General features: G+C 38.1%; 18 protein-coding genes and 2 tRNA genes. 18 read left to right on the forward strand and 2 right to left on the reverse strand.

The genetic code is table 11. The annotated features are described in order from the left end of the window. Positions 1-8 precede the first annotated feature (8 nt). The 11 genes from ACPWSO_RS07870 (at position 9) to ACPWSO_RS07920 (ending at position 6,235) form a co-directional block, all read left to right on the forward strand. Positions 9-977 (forward strand): branched-chain amino acid ABC transporter permease, encoded by a 969-nt coding sequence (locus ACPWSO_RS07870; protein WP_426082352.1) that lies wholly within the window; start codon positions 9-11, stop codon positions 975-977. Continuing rightward, positions 958-1,734, forward strand: a complete 777-nt coding sequence (locus tag ACPWSO_RS07875) for an ABC transporter ATP-binding protein (RefSeq protein WP_426082353.1) — start codon at positions 958-960, stop codon at positions 1,732-1,734. The genes ACPWSO_RS07870 and ACPWSO_RS07875 overlap by 20 nt, the downstream gene beginning before the upstream one ends. Then, positions 1,734-2,435, forward strand: coding sequence for an ABC transporter ATP-binding protein (locus tag ACPWSO_RS07880; RefSeq protein ID WP_426082354.1), 702 nt, complete (start codon positions 1,734-1,736; stop codon positions 2,433-2,435). The genes ACPWSO_RS07875 and ACPWSO_RS07880 overlap by 1 nt, the downstream gene beginning before the upstream one ends. 3 nt (positions 2,436-2,438) lie before the next feature. Continuing rightward, positions 2,439-3,095, forward strand: coding sequence for a CBS and ACT domain-containing protein (locus tag ACPWSO_RS07885; protein WP_426082355.1), 657 nt, complete (start codon positions 2,439-2,441; stop codon positions 3,093-3,095). 188 nt (positions 3,096-3,283) lie between these two features. Further along, complete coding sequence (locus ACPWSO_RS07890) at positions 3,284-3,874, forward strand: hypothetical protein (protein ID WP_426082357.1); 591 nt, start codon at positions 3,284-3,286, stop codon at positions 3,872-3,874. Between the two features lie 37 nt (positions 3,875-3,911). Further along, entirely contained in the window at positions 3,912-4,559 is a 648-nt protein-coding gene (locus tag ACPWSO_RS07895) for a class D sortase (RefSeq protein WP_426082359.1), read from the forward strand. Positions 4,560-4,578: 19 nt separating this feature from the next. Then, positions 4,579-5,433: a hypothetical protein gene (locus ACPWSO_RS07900; RefSeq protein WP_426082360.1), complete on the forward strand. Its 855-nt coding sequence runs from the start codon at positions 4,579-4,581 to the stop codon at positions 5,431-5,433. 79 nt (positions 5,434-5,512) lie between these two features. Then, on the forward strand, positions 5,513-5,746 hold the full coding sequence (locus ACPWSO_RS07905; RefSeq protein ID WP_426082361.1) for a DUF2969 domain-containing protein: 234 nt from the start codon (positions 5,513-5,515) through the stop codon (positions 5,744-5,746). Positions 5,747-5,829: 83 nt separating this feature from the next. Next, positions 5,830-5,910 (forward strand) — tRNA-Tyr (locus tag ACPWSO_RS07910). A 9-nt stretch (positions 5,911-5,919) separates the two neighbouring features. Continuing rightward, positions 5,920-5,991, forward strand: a tRNA-Gln gene (locus tag ACPWSO_RS07915). A 91-nt stretch (positions 5,992-6,082) separates the two neighbouring features. Next, complete coding sequence (locus ACPWSO_RS07920) at positions 6,083-6,235, forward strand: hypothetical protein (protein ID WP_426082362.1); 153 nt, start codon at positions 6,083-6,085, stop codon at positions 6,233-6,235. 597 nt (positions 6,236-6,832) lie between these two features. Here ACPWSO_RS07920 and ACPWSO_RS07925 read toward each other — a convergent pair. Continuing rightward, positions 6,833-7,438 carry a TetR/AcrR family transcriptional regulator gene (locus ACPWSO_RS07925; RefSeq protein WP_426082364.1) on the reverse strand — a complete coding sequence of 202 codons (606 nt, stop codon included), beginning with the start codon at positions 7,436-7,438 and terminating at the stop codon, positions 6,833-6,835. A gap of 193 nt (positions 7,439-7,631) precedes the next feature. Between ACPWSO_RS07925 and ACPWSO_RS07930 the strand changes: the two genes are divergently transcribed. The 3 genes from ACPWSO_RS07930 to ACPWSO_RS07940 all read left to right on the forward strand — a co-directional run bounded on the left by ACPWSO_RS07930 (position 7,632) and on the right by ACPWSO_RS07940 (position 13,613). Beyond that, positions 7,632-11,882 (forward strand): acyl-CoA dehydratase activase-related protein, encoded by a 4,251-nt coding sequence (locus ACPWSO_RS07930; protein ID WP_426082365.1) that lies wholly within the window; start codon positions 7,632-7,634, stop codon positions 11,880-11,882. Between the two features lie 425 nt (positions 11,883-12,307). Next, entirely contained in the window at positions 12,308-13,015 is a 708-nt protein-coding gene (locus ACPWSO_RS07935) for a GntR family transcriptional regulator (RefSeq protein WP_426082367.1), read from the forward strand. 124 nt (positions 13,016-13,139) lie between these two features. Then, positions 13,140-13,613 carry a GNAT family N-acetyltransferase gene (locus ACPWSO_RS07940; protein ID WP_426082368.1) on the forward strand — a complete coding sequence of 158 codons (474 nt, stop codon included), beginning with the start codon at positions 13,140-13,142 and terminating at the stop codon, positions 13,611-13,613. Between the two features lie 104 nt (positions 13,614-13,717). Here the strand turns inward: ACPWSO_RS07940 and ACPWSO_RS07945 are convergent, their stop codons facing one another. Beyond that, positions 13,718-14,359, reverse strand: a complete 642-nt coding sequence (locus ACPWSO_RS07945) for a YigZ family protein (RefSeq protein ID WP_426082369.1) — start codon at positions 14,357-14,359, stop codon at positions 13,718-13,720. Positions 14,360-14,499: 140 nt separating this feature from the next. On the opposite strand from ACPWSO_RS07945, the gene ACPWSO_RS07950 reads away from it, so the two are divergent. From ACPWSO_RS07950 to hpf, 4 genes are all read left to right on the forward strand, one after another. Then, the gene (locus ACPWSO_RS07950; protein WP_426082370.1) at positions 14,500-14,787 is read left to right on the forward strand and encodes a DUF7662 domain-containing protein; all 288 of its coding nucleotides are present in this window, start codon (positions 14,500-14,502) and stop codon (positions 14,785-14,787) included. Positions 14,788-14,906: 119 nt separating this feature from the next. Further along, complete coding sequence (locus ACPWSO_RS07955; RefSeq protein ID WP_426082372.1) at positions 14,907-16,238, forward strand: DEAD/DEAH box helicase; 1,332 nt, start codon at positions 14,907-14,909, stop codon at positions 16,236-16,238. After that, positions 16,219-16,908, forward strand: a complete 690-nt coding sequence (locus ACPWSO_RS07960) for a ComF family protein (protein WP_426082373.1) — start codon at positions 16,219-16,221, stop codon at positions 16,906-16,908. Before ACPWSO_RS07955 ends, ACPWSO_RS07960 begins: the two co-directional genes overlap by 20 nt. 140 nt (positions 16,909-17,048) lie before the next feature. Continuing rightward, a complete protein-coding gene (gene hpf / locus ACPWSO_RS07965) occupies positions 17,049-17,600 on the forward strand; it encodes a ribosome hibernation-promoting factor, HPF/YfiA family (protein ID WP_426082374.1) in 552 nt (183 codons plus the stop codon). Positions 17,601-17,801: the final 201 nt, after the last annotated feature.

The raw sequence follows: 17,801 nt of genomic DNA on the forward strand, positions 1-17,801 counted from the left end.
TGATAAGTATGAAAAAAAATCTGAAATATAATCTAATTTGGCTGCTGATAACACTTGCTGTGTATGGGATTATTTATGCGGCTTATGTCGCAGGGGCAGTAAATCTGTATATGGAAAATACACTTATCACGATTGGAATCAACATTATTTTAGCGTTGGGTTTAAACCTGATTATTGGTTTTTCCGGTCAATTTTCTCTAGGGCATGCAGGATTTATGGCAATTGGCGCCTATGCGACTGCGATAGTATCAGTTAAAAATCCAACGATGGCTGGTTTTTTCAGTGGATTATTGCTTGGGATTATTCTTTCGGGAATTATTGCCGTAATTGTGGGGATTCCTACTTTACGTCTAAAAGGGGACTATCTTGCGATTGCTACGTTAGGTGTTTCTGAAATTATTCGAATTGTCATTATTAATATGAGAGATATCACGAATGGACCAGCGGGAATTTTTGGTATTCCGCCTTTTGTGAACTGGTCGATGGTCTTTGGATTTACTGTTATCACTATATTAATTGTGGTTAACTATATCCATAGTGGATCTGGGCGGGCGACAACTGCTATTCGTGAAGATGAGATAGCCGCTGAATCAATGGGAGTAAACACTACCAAATATAAGGTTATCGCTTTTGTCATAGGTGCAATGACAGCCAGTGTAGCAGGCGGTTTGTATGGAAGCTATATTCAGACAATTGCTCCAAAAGATTTCGGCTTTATGAAGTCTATAGATATTTTAATTATTGTTGTATTTGGCGGTATCGGAAGTGTGACGGGAACAGTAATCGCTGCTGTTGCCTTAGGCTTTATGAATATGTATCTGCAGAATTTTGGCGAACTTCGAATGATTATTTATGCGTTGGCGTTAATCATTATTATGATTTTTAAACCAGGTGGTTTGCTGGGAACTTGGGAATTTTCAGTGAAGCGACTATTTAATAAAAAGGGGGACGATTCTAATGCCTCTATTGGAAGTTAAAAATCTGACAAAAAACTTTGGCGGTCTGGCAGCCGTTTCTAATGTCAATTTGTCATTAGAGACAAACGAATTAATTGGTTTAATCGGTCCAAACGGTGCCGGAAAAACCACCTTATTTAACCTTCTAACAGGTGTTTATGAACCAAGTGAAGGAACTGTAGAATTAGAAGAACTTGGAAAAACACACATTTTAAACGGGATGAAGCCTTATAAAATAGCTGATATGGGGTTGAGCAGAACCTTTCAAAATATTCGTTTGTTCAAAGAATTAACCGTAATGGATAATGTCCTGATTGCAATGAATAGTAAAAACAAAGAAGGTATTTTTTCTAGTATTTTGCGGTTGCCCAGCTTTTATAAAAAGGAAGATAAACTGCGCATTAAAGTGAAGGAACTACTAAGTATTTTCGGCATGGAAGAGAAAGCAGAGCATTTGGCGAAGAATCTACCTTATGGAGAACAGCGCCGACTGGAGATTGTCAGAGCCTTGGCAACAGATCCAAAAGTTTTGTTTCTCGATGAGCCGGCGGCAGGTATGAATCCGCAGGAAACAGCCGAATTGACGGAACTAATTAGAAAAATCCAAAAAGAATTTCAAATTACGATTTTGTTAATTGAACATGATATGAGTCTCGTGATGGAAGTCTGTCAGCGAATCTATGTGCTGGAATATGGACGAATCATTGCTGAAGGCGAACCGGAGGATATTCGTAACAATCCAAGGGTAATCGAAGCTTATCTCGGAGGTGAGCTATAATGCTGTCAATTGAAAACTTATCGGTCCATTATGGGATGATTCAAGCTGTTCGAGAGGTTAGTTTTCATGTGGAGGAGGGGGAGATTGTTTCTCTAATCGGTGCCAATGGCGCAGGAAAAACAACTATTCTTCGAACAATATCAGGATTGAACCGTCCTTCCCAAGGTAAAATCATTTTTGAAGGAAACGAAATTCAGAAAACCTTGCCTCAGAAAATTGTTGCTTCCGGCTTGTGTCAGGTACCCGAAGGACGCCATGTGTTTCCTGGATTAACTGTTCAGGAAAATTTAGAAATGGGAGCATTCTTAAGGAAAACGAATGAGCTTAAAGAAGAATATGACATGATTTTTGAGCGTTTTCCAATTTTGAAGGAACGAAGAACTCAAGATGCTGCAACGCTTTCCGGCGGTGAACAACAGATGCTTGCGATGGGCCGGGCATTAATGTCTAAACCTAAGTTGCTGCTGCTGGATGAGCCTTCAATGGGACTAGCGCCAATCTTCATTCAGGAGATATTCAATATTATTCAAGAGATTAACAAACAGGGGACAACTGTACTGTTAATTGAGCAGAATGCAAAAATGGCATTGTCTATTGCAGATAGAGGGTATGTATTGGAAACCGGCAGCATCGTTCTAAGCGGTACAGGAAAAGAATTAATCGATGATGAAAAAGTGAAGAAAGCATATTTGGGAGGCTAGGAAATGAGTATAAGAGATTTTATGACGAAAAATCTGATCGTTGTACAGCCTGATATAAAAATTTTTGATGCGGTAGATTTAATGAAAAAAAACGATATTCATCGTTTACCAGTTGTACAAAATGAACGTCTGGTAGGGCTGCTGACAGAAGGAACCATTCAAGCTGCGATGCCGTCTCAGGCAACAAGCTTGAGTGTATACGAAGTGAACTATCTGCTGAACAAGACCACGGCGGCAGATATCATGGTCAAGAATGTGCTTACGGTAGATCCGGAAGCTTCTTTGGAAGACGGGATTTATAAGATGAGAACCAATAATGTGGGAGTTCTTCCAGTGGTAGATAGTAAGGGTGAGCTGAATGGAATCATAACAAATAATGACATTTTTGATGCCTTCTTAAAGATTACTGGATATCATGAAGGCGGAACTAGAATTCAATTGCGGATATTAGAGGACCACAAAGGAATTTTAGCAGCAATTACCAAGCTGCTCTCTGATAATGATTTTAGTATTACTAATATTGTAGTGCACCGTAAAGAATTAGAGACAATTCTCGAAATGCAAATTGAAAGCCGGGAAACTGAAAAAATTGAAAAAGTTTTAAAAGAAGCAGGGTATGATGTCTTTGAAGCTGTTTTATTATCAAAACAAGAGAAATAAATACTTTTTTAATAGAAAAGTGATTAAACTAATTGACTATTATTTTCACGTGTGATAATTTTGATAAGTAAGGTATCATGCGCCATTTATATATTTATGGTGGGATATTACACGTATAATTTATCATGACGATTCTTCTTGATTTGCTTATGATTTATTATAAATAATAAAGGATAGGAGGAGACTAAGTGAAAAAAATCATTGGATTCTTAGCTGTAGTTCTAATGGCTGTTGGGGTGTTTGCTGTTCCTACTTCGCAAGCTTCTGCTGACGGAGCAATTGCGGCGAACGAGCAAAAAATTCTTGATACGCTAAATGCTGGAGCAACAATTGGCGGCAAAAAATTCTATTTTGGAGCTGCAGAAATTAATGCAACAGAAAATCATTTGAAACGTGTAGCGCTAACAGATGCACAGGTGGAAGAAGCTCTTACAAACATCCGTGCTGCAGTAGCATTAGTTGAATCACAAAACGTTGATACAACAAATGCAACAACTTTAGCAGATGCATTGCGTCTGTTGCCGACAAGTATTATCGATCAGTTGAAAAACTACGTTGTAGCAGCAGGTAATGCTGTAGGCGTGAAAATTACTTTCGGTACTGGCGGTGCATACACAGCAGTGATGATTACTGATGCTAAAGGCAACCCTGTTTATCAGTCTGGAAGCACAGTTAAAAACACTGGAAACAACTATGCACTGAGCGGCATCACTTTTGGTTCTTTACTAGCAGCAGCTGCAGGTGCAGCATTTGTAAGTAGAAAACGTAAACTTGCATAATAAAAAAATTCTTAAGAGAGTAGGGGCATTTATTTTTATGCCTCTTCTCTTTATGCTTTTTGGCTATTTTGTCATTTATATCATTGGTGCACCTGTCATCAATTTTGCAGGATCAGCAGTACAGCTGATACTATTAAATGATTCACCAGATTTTGAAGTAAAGGCAAACGATCTTTTTACTCAGGTTGAGCCTGAGGAAAAAGCGGCAGCGGTGAACGATGAAGGGAAAATACCTTCTTCTACATTGGTTTATCCTGTTGGTGGAGATCAGTTTGGTCGGGTGGTTATTGATAAAGTTGGAATTGATGAACCATTGTTTTATGGCGATAGCGAAGATATCCTTAGTAAAGGTGCCGGGCAGTATATTGGAAGTATGATTCCAGGAGATTTAGGAACGACTTTGATTGGCGGTCACAACAGGCCATCCTTTGGTCAAATCCATTATTTGGAAGTAGGAGACCAGATTACTATCCATACGCATTACGGGGACTATACCTATCAAGTGACAGAAAATAGAATTGCACACTATACTGATCCTGTTATCGATGAAAGACTGGGAGATAAATCGAAGCATTCATTGATTCTATATACCTGCTACCCATTAGATGCTATTGGGCTGACACCTGATCGGGTATTTGTGTTTGCTGATTATGTTTCTGGACCGATTATTGATGGAACAAAATAAAGTGGAGGAATAAAGCTTAATGAAAAGAAAAAAATTTAAGGGAGCAGCAGTTTCCCGTTTGTTTCTAGCTTTCTTGGCGATGGTCTTTCTAGTTGCATTCCTCCTTTTATTGAGTTTGCGGTTGACGCTTTTTAGTGAGAAATATATGGAGAAGCAAGCTGAGAAAGCCGATTACTATAGTCAGCTTACTAAAGAAATGAATAAGCAAATTGAAAATAGTGCGCTAGGGAGCAATATTCCTGAAGGGGTACTATCTAATGCAGTAGAAGAAGCTATTGTCAAAGAGGATATGAATAACTACTTTACTGCAATGTATCATCCGGATACGCCTTTTTCAATTAAAAATGAACAGCAAGTAAAAAGTTCAGTAACTGAAAAAATCAAACAATACGCGGCGGAAAATAATATTGATTTGACAGCGGAAAGCGACGAAGCCGTTAAACTGTTGGCAGATCAGACTGCAACAGTTTATAAAGGATATATTGAACTGCCGTTTCTGCTTTCTTTTGGAAATCGAGTGATGGCATATAGTTCAAAACTATGGATATTCATGGCTGTCTGTGGTGTTTTATGGATAGTATTAAGTGTAATTTTATTTAGATCACTCCGCGGCTATCTGCATCGCTTACTGAGATACTGGGAATACATTTTTGTTGGGGGCGGGTTAATGATGGCCGTTATTCCAGCACTTATTCTACTTTCTGGTTATTTGAAGCGGATTGGTATTCAGTCAAAAGCTATGTATGATTTTATTCAGGCTTACTTATCAAGTTTCTTGTGGATGTTTATTTATATGGGGATTGGATCTATTCTAATTGGCGTTGGTGTGGCAGTTTGGAGTGAATATCAGCGAAAACACTTATTTAGTCAATAATAAAAAAAAGTATCTATTTATGCAGAAATAGATGCTTTTTTAGCTGTTTATGGTATGATTTACTTCTGGAGGGATAAGAATGTCAAAAAAGAATAAAGATATTGAAGTTCGAGTTGAAGAGGAAAAAATAACCTTCAACGGTCAACAAGTCGAGAGTACAAATTTGTTGATTGGAAAAAAAGAAATAGGCAGAATTGTTCCTAATGGTTCTGGGAAATTTTTGATTGAAATGGGTAAAGAAAACCAAGGGGTTGTTAAGTCCATTGATGAAGGAATCGAAACAGTTATTCGCCTATGGAATTTAGCTGAATAAGTTGAAAAATTTTTTAAAATAACACTTGCATTTCGAGTAGAAATTATGTATTATAAACAAGTCAGGTTTTTAAGATGACTTTTGGAGGAGTAGCGAAGTGGCTAAACGCGACGGACTGTAAATCCGTTCCTTAGGGTTCAGTGGTTCGAATCCACTCTCCTCCATTTTGTTTTTGGGGTATAGCCAAGCGGTAAGGCAACGGACTTTGACTCCGTCACTCGTTGGTTCGAATCCAGCTACCCCAGTACCTAGAGCTACTCAGCATAACTGAGTGGTTCTATTTTTTTTACCATCTCACATTGACGAATGAACAAGAAAGCAAAGGAGAGATTGTCTATGAATTTGAAAGAAAAGATTACAGATGCAGCAGAGAAGGTCTATGACTTAACCAAGCAGAAGAAGTACAATGTGAAGGTTGGTGTTTCTAGTAAAATAACCTCAAATAGAAACACTACTCATAATAAAAAGTGGCGTGCCAAAAATAACTAATAAAAAATGAGGTTGAGGCGGAAGTGTTCAGCTTCAAGCACCAAATAGGTACTTTTCATCATCTGTTCTGCTCAAAAGAGCAATTACAGTGATTCTAAGCACCAAGTAGGTACTTTTCATCATCTGCTCTGCTCAAAGAGCAATCACAGTGATTCTAAGCACCAAGTAGGTACTTTTCATCATCTGCTCTGCTCAAGAGCAATCACAGTGATTCTAAGCACCAAGTAGGTACTTTTCATCATCTGCTCTGCTCAAAGAGCAGTCACAGTGATTCTAAGCACCAAGTAGGTACTTTTCATCATCTGCTCTGCTCAAAGAGCAGTCACAGTGATTCTAAGCAATAAGGCGGAAATTCCGGAAATGACAGGAAACACGAAGGTAAACCATTCGATGTTGACTGATTCCTACCTGGTGTTCCACAAATTTTTGCGAATTTTCGACTTATTGTCGAAGAGCCTTGAAACACAGTGGTTTACCACTGATGTTGAGCGGACATCGATGCAGCTCGCTGCTAGTAGTTACTTCTGAAACACCGTTTATCTGGGTTTAAGGGGCTGAGGCATACTAATGTCACAGCCCCTTATTTTAGCTTTACAGCTATTTTTCAATCTCAATGCCGAGAACGGTTAAATGTCCGTTTCCTACAAGCTTTATAACTAACCGAGCTAAATGATTGGGTGTCATGTTTGTATCGCTGGTAATCCACCAATGAAGTGTTCCAATAAATATCGAGGTCATGTATTCAATAATAAAATCAATCGGGACTTCAATATCGTTTTCTGTAATACGTAAACGGGAAAGTGTGTCGGCGTATTTCTCATAGAGAATATCAGCCAATTTTCTTTTTAAAATTTCATTGGAGCTGCCATCCATAATTGTCAGAAAAAAGTTTTTGTTTTTATGAATATTATTGTAGATTCTGGACAGGAGCAGTTCGATTTTTTTTACCTCAATTTTGTTTTCTTTAATCGAGGTATCTGTATCTAAAACTGAGGTGAATGCACGAACAGCTAAATCAAAAATTTGTTCATAAAGATCTTGTTTATCTTTAAAATGGGCGTAAAATGTAGCACGGTTAATCATTGCCCGATCCGCTATCTCCTGAATTGTTAGAACATCAAATCCTTTTTCTTCAACTAATTGGATAAATGCTTCAATAATCATTTTGTGGGTACGCATAACTCGCAGATCTTTCTTTTTCATCCTTTAAATTCCTTTCAAAAAGCCAACAATTTGAATAAGTTTGTTGTTTATCTCACAAAAACAGGTCTTTTGACTGTTGCAAAAAAAATTAATACTCCCTAAAATAGACATAAGTATTATAACAAACAGGATGTAAGTTAATCAACAGTGTGTTGCTGATTGTGAACTTTTTCTCTTGGAGAGGCAGGGAGATATGAAATTGAGGGCAGGCATCGATGTCGGATCGACGACAGTAAAATTAGTAATTATAGATGAAGAAAATCAAACAAAATTTGCAAAATATGAGCGGCACTACTCAGATGTAAAAGCCGCAACAGAAAAGGTCTTGGAAGAGGCAAAAGAGCTTCTGGGTGGAGACCAGCCACTAACGATGATGATTACAGGCTCAGGCGGTATGGGACTGGCAGATGTTCTGGAAATTCCTTTTGTTCAGGAGGTAATTGCTTGCACTCGTACAGTTGAGGAAATCATCCCGGAAACAGATGTAGCTATTGAGCTAGGCGGAGAAGATGCTAAAATCACTTTTTTTGAGGGTGCTCTGGAGCAGAGAATGAATGGTAGCTGTGCAGGAGGAACTGGTGCTTTTATTGATCAGATGGCTGTTCTGTTGAAAACAGATGCAAATGGAGTGAATGAATTAGCCAAAAATTATCAAACCATCTATCCAATTGCTTCAAGATGTGGTGTATTTGCCAAAACAGATGTACAGCCGTTAATCAATGAAGGTGCGGCTAAAGAAGATATTGCAGCCAGTATTTTTCAGGCGGTTGTGAATCAGACGATTGCTGGATTAGCTGCCGGCAGAAAAATAAAAGGAAAGATTGCCTTTTTAGGTGGCCCGCTCTTTTTCATGTCTGAACTGCGTAGAAGATTTATAGAAACGTTGGATATTCAACCAGAAGATGTGATTTTTCCGGAAAATCCTCAGCTTTTTGTCGCTATGGGAGCTGCAATTTATTCTAAAGATGCAGAACAAAGTACGCTGTCTCTGCTCTTGGAACGTTTAACTGAAGGGGATAAGGAACAGCTGAAGCCGACAGATACGTTGGAACCACTATTTAAAAATCAAGATGAGCTGCAGGCGTTTAGAGATAGACATAATCAGGCAAAAGCGACTGAAAAAGCTTTTTCTAAACATTCAGGTGTAGCATTCTTAGGATTAGATGCTGGATCAACAACAACGAAGGTTACATTGATTGATGAGGACGGCAATTTGCTGTTTTCTTATTATGGAAATAACCAGGGACAGCCTTTGGAAACGACAATGGACGTCTTGAAGGACTTATATCAACAAATGCCAGAGGATGTTTTTATTGGCAAGGCAGCTGTTACTGGTTATGGAGAACACCTAATCAAAAATGCTTTGAAAGTTGATATTGGCGAAGTTGAAACTATGGCTCATTATAAAGCAGCTGATCATTTTCAGCCGGGAGTAGATTTTATACTGGATATCGGTGGTCAAGATATGAAAGCCATGACAATTAAAGACGGTGTCTTATCATCCATTCAGCTGAACGAAGCTTGTTCATCAGGCTGTGGCTCTTTCATAGAAACTTTTGCAAAGTCTTTGAAATACGATGTGAAGGATTTTGCAATAGAAGCGTTAAGCTCTCAGGCGCCTGTTGATTTGGGCTCGCGATGTACAGTGTTTATGAATTCCAAAGTAAAACAAGTTCAAAAAGAAGGAGCTTCAGTTGGGGATATTTCTGCTGGACTTTCCTATTCAGTTATCAAAAATGCGATTTATAAAGTAATCAAAATTCGCAGACCAGAAGAACTGGGAAAAAAAGTTGTCTGTCAAGGCGGAACATTTTATAATGAAGCAGTTTTAAGAGCGTTTGAAATGATCAGCGGACGAGAAGTAGTTCGTCCTTCTATTGCAGGCTTGATGGGTGCTTATGGTGCTGCTTTAATTGCTCTGGAAAATTATGAGATTGGAGAGCAGACAACGCTGCTGCCATATGAAGAGCTTGAAGCTTTTACAGCAGATAAAGAATTCACTCATTGTGGTTTGTGTGAAAACAACTGTATGATGACAGTGACAGTTTTTTCAGACGGTCGGAAATTCATTACTGGAAATCGCTGTGAACGCGGAGCAAGAATTAAAGTTAAACGTGAAGACCGTAAAGTGAACCTTATAGATTATAAGTATCGTCGGCTATTCAAATATCGGGCACTGAAGGAAAAAGAAGCACCGCGGGGCGTAGTAGGTATTCCTCGAGTATTAAATATGTATGAAAATTATCCCTTGTGGTTTACGTTTTTTACAGAGCTAGGCTTCAGAGTGGAGCTTTCACCTCGCTCCAATAAGGAATTGTATGAACAAGGAATGGAGACTATTCCAAGCGATACAGCTTGTTATCCGGCAAAAATTGCTCATGGACATATTCAGGCAATGATTGATAAAGGCATCCCGATGATTTTTTATCCAGGTGTTGTATTTGAACGTCAAGAAGATAAAAAGGCAGACAATCATTTCAACTGTCCAATTGTTCAAAGTTATCCAGATGTTATCCGAAATAATGTGGATGACATTCGTGAAGGAAAAGTGGATTATCGTAATCCGTTTATTAATTTGGCAAACGAAGCTTCTGTGGCGGACGTCATGGCGAACTGCTTTGCTGATTTAGGTATTTCTAAAGAAGAAATTACAAAGGCGCTTCATTTGGGCTATGAGGAACTTGAAAATTTCAAAACGGATATCCGCAATAAAGGAGAAGAAACACTTCTGATGCTAAACCAAAAAGGTCAGAAAGGTGTTGTTTTATCTGGAAGACCGTATCATCTTGATCCGGAAATCAATCACGGCATTGCTGAAGTGATTACACAAGAAGGTTTTCATGTTTTAACTGAGGATAGTATCTCCCATCTTGGTGACATTGGAAATCTCCGTGTAGTTAATCAATGGGTGTATCATTCCCGCTTATATGCTGCAGCAAAGGTGGTAGCAAAATCTAAAAATCTTGAGCTTGTTCAGTTGAATTCGTTTGGCTGCGGGTTAGATGCTGTTACAACAGATCAGGTAGAAGAAATTATGGATCAGTACGGAAAAATCTATACGGTTTTAAAAATTGATGAAGGCTCTAATCTAGGGGCTATTCGAATCCGTTTGCGGTCATTAAAAGCAGCTGTTGGTGAACGGGATAAACAAGGCTTTGAACCCCAGCTGAAAGAAGAGACTCAAGAAAAAATTGTCTTTACTAAGCAGATGAAGAAAGATCATACACTACTGCTGCCAATGCTTAGTCCAATTCATCAAAGCGGATTAGTAGATGTTGCATTGAAGGCATCCGGTTATAATGTGGTTTGTTTGCCGGCAGAAGACCGTGAAGCTGTCAACGTAGGGTTGAAATACGTGAATAATGATTCCTGCTATCCGGCAATCATTTCTATCGGACAGCTAGTTGAAGCTTTACAAAGTGGAGAATACGATCTGAATAATGTAAGTGTCATGATGACCCAAACTGGCGGCGGCTGCAGAGCAACGAACTATATTCCTTTGCTCAGAAAGGCCTTGAATGATGCTGGATTCCCTCAGGTTCCTGTTGTGTCAATCTCAATGGGGAACAAAGGGGTGGAATCTAATCCAGGATTCAAATTTACTCTGCCTCTGTTAAAAAGAGTTGCAATTGCATTCTTATATGGCGACCTATTTGAACGAGTTGTCTATCGGACTCGGCCGTACGAAACTGAGCCGGGAATGATTGATAAGATGCATACAGAATGGCTCAAAAAGATCGAAAAGAACGTTCGAAATGGTTCATTAACCCAGTTTAATAGAAATATGAAGAAAATCATCAAAGACTTTGACGAAGTTCCTCTTTTGGATATTGTTAAACCTAAAGTTGGAGTTGTGGGAGAGATTCTGGTGAAGTACTCTCCTACGGCAAATAATGATATTGTCCGATTGCTGGAAGAAGAAGGAGCCGAAGCAGTTGTTCCGGATATTGTCGGATTTATGAACTATTCTTTATACAACCAAATCTTTAAATATGAAAATCTGGGGATGTCTAAAAAGAGTAAGATGATTGCTGAATTTGCCATTCGTATGATTGAATTAGTAGAGAAGCCAATGGATAAGGCGTTAAGAAATTCCGAACGCTTTGAAGGGATTGCCTCAATTTATGAATTGGCTGAAGATGCTGGAAAAATCCTTTCAATAGGAAATCATACCGGTGAAGGCTGGTTCTTAACCGGTGAAATGATTGAGCTATTGAAAGCAGGTGTAAACAATATTGTTTGTATGCAGCCGTTCGGGTGTCTTCCAAATCATGTTGTTGGAAAAGGTGTCGTTAAAGAGCTAAGACATCAATATCCTAAAGCCAATATTGCAGCGATTGACTATGATCCAGGTGTTTCTTTGGTTAATCAATTAAACAGAATTCGACTAATGATGGCAACTGCCAACAAGATGGCAAAAGAAGAAGTCGAAGTACGTTCTTAAACGAAGTAAAGCTGTCTGAATAAAAGTGTTAGATGTTGAAAACGAAACAGCTATTACTTCACATCCTTCTTATTGCGAGGCTGCACAGCAATAAGAAGGATTTTTTCTGTCTACATAAAAGGTATATACAAGACTGCTTCTTAAACAAAGTAAAGCGGAGGCTCTTCAAGACAGCAGATTAATTAGCTGGACTAGTCAACTAAAAAAATGTTTGCCGCGCTGGCAAAACTAAACTCTTGTTACTTGATGAAAAGGACAGACCAATTTGTTGTCTTTAATTGAAGAAAACCTTCTTTCTTGTCTGTTCATTAGTTAGACCAAAAAAAGCAGAATTATCTTTTGATAAGCTATACTTAAAATTATGGTTGTTAATCAGGTATATACCAGTTATACTTGAGATAGAAAAATAACGAGGGGGGATAGAGATGACTTCATCTTTACCAATATATTTACAAATTCATGATAAAATAAAAGAAGATATTGAAAAAGGTCATTGGGCGATTGGCGACCGTCTACCATCGGAACGAGAGCTGGCTGTGCAGTTTAAGGTCAGTCGAATGACCTTGCGCCAAGCAATACAGACGCTCGCGGATGAAGGGATTCTTGAAAGAAAGATTGGTTCAGGAACCTATGTTGCCCGCCAAAAGGTGCAGGAAAGAATGATTGGGACAACTAGTTTTACAGAAATAATGCTTTCTCAAAACCGGGTACCTTCGAGTAAAACAGTTTCCTATTTTATTGCTAAACCAAGCTCCAGTGAATTAGAAAAACTACAATTAAGTGAAGATGATTCTATTTTGAAAATGGAGCGGATTCGTTATGCGGATGATGTCCCTATTTGTTTTGAGGTAGCCAGTATCCCTTATTCACTTGTAGAAAAGTATAGTAAATCGGAAATCAGCATGTCTCTTTATAAAACGCTAGAGGAAAAAGGCGGCTACAAAATTGGACAAGCAAATCAGACAATTTCAGCAATGCTTGCATCTGAGCAAATTGCCGAGTATTTGGACATGAAACGTGGAGCAGCAATCCTTAGACTACGTCAAATATCCTATTTGGAGGATGGTCGTCCGTTTGAGTACGTACGAACACAATACGCTGGTAATCGATTTGAATTTTACTTAGAAAAATAGAGGAGGAAGAACGATGAGAATTAGATATCCCTGCTAAATTGTAAAGGAAAATAGAATACGAGGCCCGCCGAATAGATAGATTTAAAATGAATGTATAAATCTAAACTATTTGGAGGAACTTACTATGAATTTATCATTAAGACCATTTACAGACGAAGATATTTGTTTATTTGAAAGCTGGATGAAAAAAGAGCATGTGGCACGTTGGTATCACGACCCTGAAGACTGGCTACTGGAAGTTAGAGAGCGGCGGGAAGCTTTTAGCTTTCTACACCACTTTATTGTTGAGCACAATGACCAGCCAATCGGCTTTTGTCAGTATTATCAATTTTCAGAGAGTGGTGAAACATGGCACGGGTCTGAACAACTGGAAGGCACCTTCAGCATTGATTATATGATTGGAGAAGACGCGTATTTAGGTAGAGGGATTGGTAAACAAATCGTTGTTCTACTAACCGATACTGTATTTCAATCGGAAAATGCCGAACGGATTATTGTTCAGCCGGAACCTGAAAATTTAGGCTCATGTGGTGTTTTGCTAGCTAACGGCTACACATTCGATAAAACGAATGAACTTTACAAAAAAATCAGTAGTTGATTATTATTTCAAAAAACATTTATAGTTAAAGATAAATACTTTGGGAAAAAAGTTCATAAAAGTATTTATCTGCTAAAGACTGAAAAAAACTGTGACATTTTATGTCACAGTTTTTTTACGGGAATCTCATGATAACTGGTTGTTCCTTCGATGTACGAAAATTGTCCATTTAAAATATCAGTAACTTCCGCAATAAATTGTTTAGTTAAATGCTCATCCACTAGACAAATAACTGAAATTTTCTCACTGAATTGAGTATCCTTTACTGTGTAACTGCTGGCTTCCAAAAAATTCTGTAGTTTTCCATGCTGCGGGTAGGCGATATCCAAAATAATTTCCTGTTGAAGCTTACCTTCAACAATACCAATCTCATTTGTTGCTTGAGAGACAGCATGACTATAAGCCCGAATCAGTCCACCCGCCCCTAGCTTCGTTCCGCCAAAATACCTGGTGACAACAGCTGCTACGTTAATCAGCTCCTGTTTTTTCAAAACCTCCAGCATAGGAATACCAGCTGTTCCGCTAGGCTCTCCATCATCACTACTGCGCTGAATCTCTCCTTGATCTCCTAGAATAAATGCGCTGCAGTTATGATTTGCCTTCCAATGTTCTTTTTTTATTCCAGCGATAAATGCTTTCGCCTCTTCTTCTGTTGAAACACGCTTTAAAAAACAAATAAAGCGTGATTTTTTTATCTCTAATTCACTCTGACCATCCTGACGGATGGTAAAATAATGATCAATCATGGGCTCTTCCTTTTCATTTAGGTAATACTATAAGTATAGGTAAAAAAAACAGGTTAGGCAACTAGAAACCGCTTGAAAAATAAGTTCAAGTGGTTGAATCTTCAATGATTTGTGAGATAATATTAAAAAGGAGGGATCAAATGGCAAAAGAGCGATCAAAGAAATATGATCATGTGACACAGTATTTGAAAGAAAACGGTGGTTCACAGGTGACTTTGACTTTCACTCAGTTTGATGAGTTGCTTTTTCCGTACTCTGGTCTCCCTAAAACAGCTCGTAAAGATTCTGACTGGTGGGCAAATGATTATAAACATCCTGAAAAAGGCGCTTATGGCTGGCTAAATGCAAGCTATCAAGTTGCTCAGGTTAATTTAGAGAAAGAATATGTTGTTTTTAATAAGTTATTAAAATCAAAATGGCTTATTTAGTATAGTGCAGAAACTGAAAAATTAATTAAAAAAGCTCGAAACCGTTTACAAACAGTTTTGAGCTTTTTTTTAATTGATACTTTATTCTTTTGCGAATATTCTTTTTGGAGGGATAACGAATGAATGAACTGACCGGAAGAAGAGTTATGAAGAAGGAACTTACAGCAATCGAAGAATTTTCCAAGGCTATTCAACTACCTGCAATGGAAATAACCCATAAAAGAGTCAGTTGTTGCCGTTGTGGAAGCATACATGAAAAATCAGCTGTCCATTTAAGTAGTGAGATATTTTTCTGTCCGTCATGTATTCAAATGGGAAGAGTAGACAGCACAGAAGTTTTTTATCATTTGCCTGAGCCTGAAACAGAGTCGAGGAAAGTGGTCTTTTCATGGAACGGAACATTGACTGACGGGCAGAAAGTCGTTTCAGATGAGTTACGTCATCTTACTGAAATCAAGAAAAATGGTATGGTGTGGGCAGTGACAGGGGCAGGCAAGACAGAAATGCTGTTTGAAACGCTCCATGCCTTATTAGAAAAAGACAGTCGGATTTGTATCGCTTCTCCTAGAGTTGACGTCTGTCTAGAGCTTTTTCCACGAATTAAAGCGGTGTTTCCTTTTGAAGATATTTTGCTTTTACATGGAAAAGTGGAAGAACTTTATCGTTATACAAAGCTGGTTGTTTGTACAACACATCAGTTGTTGAGGTTTTATCAAGCTTTTGATTTACTAATAATTGATGAGGTGGATGCCTTTCCTTATATAGATGAAGAAATACTTCATAGAGGCGCACAGAATGCTCTGAAAGAGGAGGGCAGCCTTGTCTATCTGACGGCAACACCGACAAAGAAGCTCTTAAATGAGATGGGGAAAGGTCAGCTAGCTACAATCGTTTTACCAGCTAGATATCATCGAAGGGTACTACCTGTTCCAATAGTCAAAAGGTGTGCGGGCTGGTATAAACAAATTAAAAAAGGCTTCATTCCTAAAGAATTAAAAGAAATGATTCGGTTATTAGTAGCTCAAAATAACATCTTGTTGTTTTGTCCAAGCATTAAAATACTGGAAATGCTTTATCCTATAATAAATAAAGAGATGAAGGACCTTGCAATAGAGGCCGTCCATTCCAAAGATGAAAAACGGTTAGAAAAGGTTCAGGGGATGAGAGCCCAAAAATTCCGTTTGTTTCTGACGACGACTATCTTGGAACGTGGAGTAACGTTCGAGCGGGTGTCTGTAATTGTTCTGGGAGCAGAACGTCCGGTATTTACAGAATCTGTATTAGTCCAAATTGCTGGAAGAGTTGATCGCAAGGCAGAATTCACCAATGCAAAAGTCTATTTTTTATGTGACGGACAGACCAAAGCAGTTAAAACTAGTATTTATCAAATTAAAAAGATGAATCAGTTGGCTAGAAAACGAGGGTTGATAGATGAACTGTTTGTACTGTAACCAGAAAATTGTTAAGCTACTTCCAATCCCGGAGCTTTTATTGCTTCGTTCTATTCATGCTAACGAACTATGTAATGAATGTCTCAGTAATTTTCGACTGATTGAAAAAGGAGCAAACTGTCCAGGCTGTTGTCGAGAGCAGCAAGAGACCAGTCACTGTGATGACTGTCGCTTGTGGCAACAAAAATACCCAGACTACAAGTTTCAGCATACCGCATTGTTTCATTACAATAAAGAAATGAAGCATTGGTTTGAAGAATATAAGTTTAAAGGAAATTATCAGTTGCGCTTCAGCTTTTCAAAAGAAATTAGTGGGTATCTAAAAAATAAAAATGATTATCTGATTGTTCCAATTCCATTATCGGAACAACGGTTGAAGGAAAGAAGGTTCAATCAAGTAGAAGGACTCTTAACAGGAGCAGGAATTTCATATTCTCCGCTTTTATTAAGAAATAATGAAGAAAGACCTCAGGCACAAAAAAACAGGGAAGAGCGGTTAGCAGGACAGCAGCCTTTCTGTATTAACGCAGAGAATAAGCAGCAGTTTAAAAAAAGAAGTGTTATTTTAGTTGATGATATATATACGACAGGGAGAACACTTTTCTTTGCGGCTGAATTATTTTTGGAATATCCGGTTGAAAAAATTGAAACTTTTTCTTTAGCTCGCTAATTTGAAATATTTGAACGAAATTTGAGTAGTAATTTTGTTGGCAAATATCCAAATGTTAGCTATAATGGAAGTAAGAAGAGGGAGCGGAAGAGTGGTCCTTTTAGTTCCCTCTTTAGTGGTAGATGAAAGGGGCAATTGTTATGTTTAGATATAATGTGCGCGGAGAAAACATCGAAGTAACAGAAGCGATTCGTGATTATGTAGAGAAAAAAGTTAAAAAACTGGAGAGATACTTCAGCGATGCACCTGAAGCAACAGTTTATGTTAATTTGAAAGTTTATACTGAAAAAACTGCAAAAGTTGAAGTGACGATTCCACTTCCATATTTAGTATTGAGAGCGGAAGAAACGTCTCCAGATCTTTATGCAAGTATTGATTTAGTTGTAGATAAATTAGAACGTCAAATTCGTAAATTTAAAACAAAAATCAATCGTAAATCACGTGAAACTGGCTTAGGCAATACACAGCCAGCAACTTTCTTCACAGAAGATGACAATTCAGAAGAAACATCTGAACTTGATATCGTACGTACAAAGCGTTTATCACTGAAACCAATGGACAGCGAAGAAGCAGTTCTGCAAATGAACATGCTGGGACATAATTTCTTTATCTTTGAAGATTCTGAAACTAATGGAACAAGCATCGTATACCGTCGTAAAGATGGTAAATACGGCTTAATCGAAACAGACTAAGTAACTGCTGTTTCATTCTTAAACAAGTAGAACAGTCGGCTGGAGTAAAGCAGGTGCTTTTCTCCAGCTTTTATTGTGAGTACATACAAATATTTAAGTAATTCTTAGGATAAGTTATTTCCTTTCTTATGAAGTAATGATAAAATAAGAAGGATGATTGTACATTTCAGGTAAAATGATTGTGTGATTTGTAGAAAAATA

Source organism: Enterococcus sp. LJL51, from assembly GCF_049894025.1.
In the GTDB taxonomy this organism is placed as follows: Bacteria; Bacillota; Bacilli; order Lactobacillales; family Enterococcaceae; genus Enterococcus_L.

What these genes read in the sequence shown, in the direction of transcription:
- ACPWSO_RS07870 (WP_426082352.1), top strand. Translation starts at nt 9, where the DNA reads ATGAAAAAAAATCTGAAATATAATCTAATTTGGCTGCTGATAACACTT.
- ACPWSO_RS07875 (WP_426082353.1), top strand. Translation starts at nt 958, where the DNA reads ATGCCTCTATTGGAAGTTAAAAATCTGACAAAAAACTTTGGCGGTCTG.
- ACPWSO_RS07880 (WP_426082354.1), top strand. Translation starts at nt 1,734, where the DNA reads ATGCTGTCAATTGAAAACTTATCGGTCCATTATGGGATGATTCAAGCT.
- ACPWSO_RS07885 (WP_426082355.1), top strand. Translation starts at nt 2,439, where the DNA reads ATGAGTATAAGAGATTTTATGACGAAAAATCTGATCGTTGTACAGCCT.
- ACPWSO_RS07895 (WP_426082359.1), top strand. Translation starts at nt 3,912, where the DNA reads ATGCCTCTTCTCTTTATGCTTTTTGGCTATTTTGTCATTTATATCATT.
- ACPWSO_RS07900 (WP_426082360.1), top strand. Translation starts at nt 4,579, where the DNA reads ATGAAAAGAAAAAAATTTAAGGGAGCAGCAGTTTCCCGTTTGTTTCTA.
- ACPWSO_RS07905 (WP_426082361.1), top strand. Translation starts at nt 5,513, where the DNA reads ATGTCAAAAAAGAATAAAGATATTGAAGTTCGAGTTGAAGAGGAAAAA.
- ACPWSO_RS07920 (WP_426082362.1), top strand. Translation starts at nt 6,083, where the DNA reads ATGAATTTGAAAGAAAAGATTACAGATGCAGCAGAGAAGGTCTATGAC.
- ACPWSO_RS07925 (WP_426082364.1), bottom strand. Translation starts at nt 7,438, where the DNA reads ATGAAAAAGAAAGATCTGCGAGTTATGCGTACCCACAAAATGATTATT.
- ACPWSO_RS07930 (WP_426082365.1), top strand. Translation starts at nt 7,632, where the DNA reads ATGAAATTGAGGGCAGGCATCGATGTCGGATCGACGACAGTAAAATTA.
- ACPWSO_RS07935 (WP_426082367.1), top strand. Translation starts at nt 12,308, where the DNA reads ATGACTTCATCTTTACCAATATATTTACAAATTCATGATAAAATAAAA.
- ACPWSO_RS07940 (WP_426082368.1), top strand. Translation starts at nt 13,140, where the DNA reads ATGAATTTATCATTAAGACCATTTACAGACGAAGATATTTGTTTATTT.
- ACPWSO_RS07945 (WP_426082369.1), bottom strand. Translation starts at nt 14,359, where the DNA reads ATGATTGATCATTATTTTACCATCCGTCAGGATGGTCAGAGTGAATTA.
- ACPWSO_RS07950 (WP_426082370.1), top strand. Translation starts at nt 14,500, where the DNA reads ATGGCAAAAGAGCGATCAAAGAAATATGATCATGTGACACAGTATTTG.
- ACPWSO_RS07955 (WP_426082372.1), top strand. Translation starts at nt 14,907, where the DNA reads ATGAATGAACTGACCGGAAGAAGAGTTATGAAGAAGGAACTTACAGCA.
- ACPWSO_RS07960 (WP_426082373.1), top strand. Translation starts at nt 16,219, where the DNA reads ATGAACTGTTTGTACTGTAACCAGAAAATTGTTAAGCTACTTCCAATC.
- hpf (WP_426082374.1), top strand. Translation starts at nt 17,049, where the DNA reads ATGTTTAGATATAATGTGCGCGGAGAAAACATCGAAGTAACAGAAGCG.